This window comes from Bifidobacterium sp. POST2/T3 (B1) (genome assembly GCF_058197115.1).
The window spans coordinates 1-5,197 of record NZ_JBVPQK010000187.1 but is presented as its reverse complement, the minus strand read 5'-3'; the positions used below and the strand labels follow the sequence as shown (position 1 = coordinate 5,197).

Below are 5,197 nucleotides of genomic sequence, written 5' to 3'. Positions count from 1 at the left end.
TTGGAGTAGCTCTTCTTGCCGCGCGGGGCCATGGCGCCCAGCGAGCCCATGCCCCGATAGACCTTGTACTGCTTGCCATGCAGGAGGACCTTCTCGCCAGGGGCCTCCTCAGTGCCTGCCAGCAGACCGCCCAGCATGACCGAATCGGCCCCGGCCACGATGGCCTTGGCAATGTCTCCCGAGTAATGGATTCCACCGTCGGCCACCAGAGGAATCCCGGCAGGCCGGCAGGCCAGGGCGGCATCGTAAACGGCAGTCAGCTGGGGCACACCCACGCCAGCCACCACGCGGGTAGTGCAGATGGAGCCAGGGCCCACACCGACCTTGACCGCGTCAACACCGGCATCGATCAGAGCCTGGGCACCCTCGCGGGTGGCCACGTTGCCGCCGATCACATCCACATGGTCGAAGGCATGATCAGCCTTGATCCTGCGGATCATGTCCAGCATGAGCTTGGCGTGACCATGGGCGGTGTCCACGACCAGAATGTCGACCCCGGCATCGGCCAGGGCGGTGATGCGTTGCCAGGCATCGCCGAAGAAACCCACGGCGGCAGCCACACGCAGACGACCGCGCTCATCCTTGGTGGCCTCGGGGTACTGCTCGGTCTTGACGAAGTCCTTGACGGTGATCAGCCCGGTCAGTTTGCCCTCATCATCAACCAGGGGAAGCTTCTCCACCTTGTATTTGGCCAGAAGCTGGTGGGCGTCTTCCTTGGTGATGTTGGACGGACCGGTGATCAGGTGGTCCTTGGTCATGATGTCGCTGACCTTGAGCCGGTCGAAGTCAGCGGGATTGACGAAGCGCATGTCGCGGTTGGTGATGATGCCCACCAGCCGCTGCCGACGATCCACCACGGGCAGACCGGAGACCTTGTAGGTGGAGCAGAGCTTGTCCAGGTCGGTCAGTGTGGCATCTGGAGTTACCGTCAGGGGGTCGGAGATCATGCCGGATTCGGACCGCTTGACAATGTCGACCTGATTGGCCTGATCTTCGATGCTGAGGTTGCGGTGGAGGACGCCGATGCCGCCGTTACGGGCCATGGCCACAGCCATGGTGGCTTCAGTGACGGTGTCCATGGCAGCCGAAAGGACCGGGGATTTCATGGTGATGTTCCGAGTCAGCCGGGTGGTGGTGTCTACTTCGGAGGGGATGACATCGGATTCGTTGGGCAGCAGGAGGACGTCGTCATAGGCCAGACCGATTTTCCGGAAGGCGTCGGGGAGTTGAGTGTAGGAGGAGGGTTCGCTTTGTGGGTTTTCCATAGCCATAGCACCATGCTACAAGTGCTTCTTGACCGTTAACGGTACCGTGTCCGTACTATTTCATCCAGTTAATCAGTTGTCGTCATCCTTATCATGATGGCTCTTGCGATGCCAGGGCGGTCTGGCCGCATGCTGTGGGCCTTGCGCGGCGAGGAGGGCGTTCTCACGCCTGATTTCGGGAAGTCGACGGCGGTAATAGGGGTAGAGGGTGGCGAAGGTCAGCAGTATGGCGGCCAGTGCCAGACCGATCAGGACATATCTCAGACGGAAGAAAAGAATAAAGAGCGAACCGAAGGCGATCAGGGCGGCCCAGCCCCAGAGAATAAGAACTGCAGAACGAACCGTGTGACCGATACGCAACATACGGTGGTGCAGGTGCATGCGGTCGGGGTGCATGGGTGATTGCCCGTGGCTGAGCCTTCGGATGATGGCCAGGCACATGTCCAGAACAGGCAGGAAAAGCACCAGGATGGGCAGAAGAATCGGCATGAAAGCCGGCAGATAGATGCTGGCATGAATAGTGGCCGGATCCAATCGGCCGGTGACCACAATAGAGGCGCAGGTAATCAGGTATCCCAGCAGCATGGATCCTGAGTCGCCCATGAAGAGTTTGGCCGGATGCCAGTTGTGCAGGAGGAAACCCACGCAAATGCCCACCATGGCCACGTCGATCAGGGTGGCCAGAGAGGCGTAGTCGGGCGAGATGCGGGCGATGATATAGGAGTAGATAGCGAAGGCAATGCCCCCGATGGCCACAATGCCTGCAGCCAGACCATCCAGTCCATCCACAAAGTTGACCGCATTGATGGAGGCCACGATCAGGAATGCCGTTATGGCCATGGACAAGCTGGGCGAGGCCGCCACCAGGGATCCCAAAGGCAGGGAGATGATCTGGATACCGCCCCAGGAGACGAAGACCGAGATCAGCAGCTGGCCAGCCAGCTTGAGCATCCAGTCCAGGTCCCAAAGGTCGTCGGCTATACCCAGCAGGCAGATGGCCACTGCCCCGGCCAGAATGACCCAGGCCTGATGCCCGGACTGGAAGAGGCCCGTGATGAAGGGAATGCGGGATGCGAAGCACATAGCCACGGCAAAGCCGATCAACATGCCCAAGCCGCCCATCCGAGGGGTGGGCACCTTATGTACATCGCGAGCGCGAACCACGCCCACGGCACCAACCCGAATGGCGAGATGACGGACCATGGGCATGACCAGCCAGGTGGCCCCGCCAGCTATGGCAGCGATGAACAGGTATACCCTCACTGGCCCTCCCCTACGTCGGTTTGGTCCGACAGAAGTGCACGGACCCGAGCCTCGCCAATTACACCCTGCCGCAGCACATGTATCCCATCAGGATCAGTCTTATCGGCTTCCACCACTGTGCTGGCCACTGAGCCAGGGGTCGGCCCCCCGTCAAGATAAAGGTCGACGCTATCACCCAGCTCGGCTTTGGCCTGCTGGACGGTCTCCACACTGGGATTGCCCGATCGGTTGGCACTGGAAGCCGCCAAAGGGCCGGTCACCTGCAGAAGTGCACGACAGATGGGCGAGTCAGGCACTCTGACGGCCTGGGTAAGACCATCGGGCTCCATCCGAGGGGTGCGCAGAGGGCAGGACTGTCCTACAAGGGCAATGGGCGAAAAAGGACCCGGTAGGAGCGCATCAGCCAGGCGATTCAGAGGTGCGGGCAAGCGGAGGTCCAGCTTATCCATGGCCTCCACTCCATCCAAAAGCACCTGGATTGACTTTGTTCTGGGACGATGCTTGGCTTGGAAGAGCCGATCGATGGCCGCATCGTTGCATGGATCGCAGACGATGCCATAAACCGTGTCGGTAGGAATGACCGCCAGCCCCCCGGCAGCCACCACCCGGGCCAGCAACTGCGGCGACCGACTGTCATAGGTCATCACCCGGCTCATACCCTGCATCACGACCTTTCGGCTCGACATGTTCATGTGACCAGCTACTAATCTATCCCAGGACCACGGCAGGCCGCTAGGAAGCAAAGACTGGCCGCCGGGCGGTAAGGTAGCGGTCTCGGCCGGCCAGATCCTGATGGGTGCATGCCTCAAGGTACCCTCGCTCCTGCGCGGCAGCAACCATGGCCGGTCCTTGACAGGCATCATGTTCCATAACCAGCAGACCACCGGGAGCCAACAGGATTTTGGCCCTGTCCAGAATGCGGCAGGGCAAGGCGCACCCGTCAGACGAACCACCGTAGAGGGCCAGATCTGGATCCCAGTCACGCACCTCGGGCTGGCTAGGAATCGCATCCAGAGGGACGTAGGGTGGGTTGCTGATAACCAGATCCACCTGGGCATCCAGATCAGAAAGGGTGGCGGAATCCGTGGCATCAGCCAGCAGCAGCTGATAATCGGATCCAGCCTCCCGGATAGCAGCCTCCTGAGCGGCGGCGTTCAATGCACCCCACCGATATGCCTGCTCGTCTACCTCCGCGGCCCGGACCCGCACCCCTGGAACCTCTATGGCCAGAGACAGCCCGATGGCCCCGCTGCCAGAGCACAGGTCCACCGCCAGTGGATGATCCATTCCAGCCAAGGCGTCCACTCCCGCCTGGACAACCGTTTCGGTCTCAGGACGAGGGATAAAAACCCCCGGTCCCAGGCGAAGATCCAAATAACGGAAGTAGGCATGGCCAAGAATGTACTGCAGGGGTTCGCGTCCGGCTCGCCTTTGCAGATAGGACTGATAACGTTCAAGGGCCGCCGACTGGGAACCATCAGTGTATGTGCGACCAGCACCTTTCGTCAGCAGTTCCTCAGCAGTCCAATTCATAAGCAGAGCCTGATCCAGCTGGTGCAGATCACACCGCAAAGCATCGGCTAGCAACAGCCTGGCATCATTGATCGGAGTAGACACACCCGCCTGGGCCAGCAGGCGATGGCCCCTATCAGCCAGCTCAGCCAGACTGGCCCCGTGCTCCTGCTGATTCACTCCTGTGACGCCATTCTGCGGGCCTCGTCGGCCTGAATATCGGAGTTGATGACAGCCTGCAGGTCGCCGTCCAGCACCTGTTCCAGGTTGTAGGCCTTGTAGCCGGTGCGATGATCCACGATCCGGCTCTCGGGGAAGTTGTAGGTCCTGATACGCTCGGACCGATCAAGGGAACGAACCTGGGAATGACGCATGTCGGCAGCCTGTGCGGCTTCCTCCTCGTGCTTCATGGCCAGAAGACGGGACTTGAGTACCCGCAGGGCAGCCTGACGATTCTGTATCTGAGATTTCTCGTCCTGCATGGAGACCACGATGCCGGTGGGAATATGGGTCATGCGCACAGCGGAGTAGGTGGTGTTGACGGACTGTCCTCCTGGGCCGGAACTCATGAAGATGTCAACCTTGAGATCCTTAGGGTCAATCTCAATCTCGTCGTCGTCCTCATCGGCCTCCGGAAAAACGATGACTCCAGCGGCTGAAGTCTGAATGCGGCCTTGGGACTCGGTGACGGGAATGCGCTGGACCCGATGGACGCCGCCCTCGTACTTGAGCGAGGCCCAGACGCCGTCGGCAGGAGCTACCTGACCGCGAGCGCGGATAGCCAGCTGGGCATCCTTGACTCCTCCCAGCTGGGTGCGGTTCTCACTCATGATCTCGGTGGTCCAGCCACGTTTTTCGGCATACCGCACATACATGCGCATCAGATCGCCAGCGAAGAGGGCCGCCTCCTCGCCGCCGCTACCGGCCTTGATCTCCATAATCGTATCGCGGCCGTCATCGGGATCACGCGGAATAAGAGCTGTACGCAGATTCTGCTCCAGGTCCGGTATCCGGTCAGCCACGGCTTTGGCCTCCTCGGCGAAGTCAGGATCCTCCCGTGCCATCTGTTCGGCCGCCTGACTGTCCTCCAAGGCGCTTTGATAGGCCTTATAGGCTTCAACGATGGGAGCGAGTTCAGCATGTCTGCGGCCCAATTT

General features: G+C 60.6%; 5 protein-coding genes. All 5 read right to left on the bottom strand.

What is annotated here, in order from left to right; all coding sequences use genetic code 11:
• A partial coding sequence (gene guaB, locus AC0AP0_RS08645; protein ID WP_490430174.1) for an IMP dehydrogenase occupies window positions 1–1,271 on the bottom strand: 1,271 nt, incomplete at its 3' end.
• A gap of 66 nt (window positions 1,272–1,337) precedes the next feature.
• A complete protein-coding gene (locus AC0AP0_RS08640; protein WP_046323220.1) occupies window positions 1,338–2,528 on the bottom strand; it encodes an MraY family glycosyltransferase in 1,191 nt (396 codons plus the stop codon).
• A complete protein-coding gene (locus AC0AP0_RS08635) occupies window positions 2,525–3,184 on the bottom strand; it encodes an L-threonylcarbamoyladenylate synthase (protein ID WP_490430173.1) in 660 nt (219 codons plus the stop codon). The genes AC0AP0_RS08640 and AC0AP0_RS08635 overlap by 4 nt, the downstream gene beginning before the upstream one ends.
• 76 nt (window positions 3,185–3,260) lie before the next feature.
• Window positions 3,261–4,220, bottom strand: coding sequence for a peptide chain release factor N(5)-glutamine methyltransferase (gene prmC / locus AC0AP0_RS08630; RefSeq protein WP_490430172.1), 960 nt, complete (start codon window positions 4,218–4,220; stop codon window positions 3,261–3,263).
• Window positions 4,217–5,197 (bottom strand): peptide chain release factor 1 (gene prfA, locus AC0AP0_RS08625; protein ID WP_490430171.1); only part of this gene is annotated, 981 nt, incomplete at its 5' end. The genes prfA and prmC, both read right to left, overlap by 4 nt.

What these genes read in the sequence shown, in the direction of transcription:
- AC0AP0_RS08635 (WP_490430173.1), bottom strand. Translation starts at nt 3,184, where the DNA reads ATGAGCCGGGTGATGACCTATGACAGTCGGTCGCCGCAGTTGCTGGCC.